This window comes from Pseudomonas caricapapayae (genome assembly GCF_001400735.1).
In the GTDB taxonomy this organism is placed as follows: domain Bacteria; phylum Pseudomonadota; class Gammaproteobacteria; order Pseudomonadales; family Pseudomonadaceae; genus Aquipseudomonas; species Aquipseudomonas caricapapayae.
Map to the genome: position 1 here is coordinate 1 of NZ_LJPW01000094.1, position 383 is coordinate 383.

General features: G+C 45.7%; 1 pseudogene. It reads left to right on the forward strand.

What is annotated here, in order from left to right:
* Positions 1–30 precede the first annotated feature (30 nt).
* Positions 31–383 (forward strand): annotated as a pseudogene (locus tag ALO80_RS29560) (tail fiber assembly protein); the annotation flags it as partial.

Consider the following 383-nt stretch of genomic DNA (forward strand, 5'->3'; position numbering starts at 1 on the left):
TATTGTGAGGCTTGCATAATGGCATTCAGAATGAGTGAACAACCACGGACCATAAAAATTTATAATCTGCTGGCCGGAACTAATGAATTTATTGGTGAAGGTGACGCATATATTCCGCCTCATACCGGTCTGCCTGCAAACAGTACCGATATTGCACCGCCAGATATTCCGGCTGGCTTTGTGGCTGTTTTCAACAGTGATGAGGCATCGTGGCATCTCGTTGAAGACCATCGGGGTAAAACCGTCTATGACGTGGCTTCCGGCGACGCGTTATTTATTTCTGAACTCGGTCCGTTACCGGAAAATTTTACCTGGTTATCGCCGGGAGGGGAATATCAGAAGTGGAACGGCACCTGTCTCTTATACACATCTAAAAAAAAAAA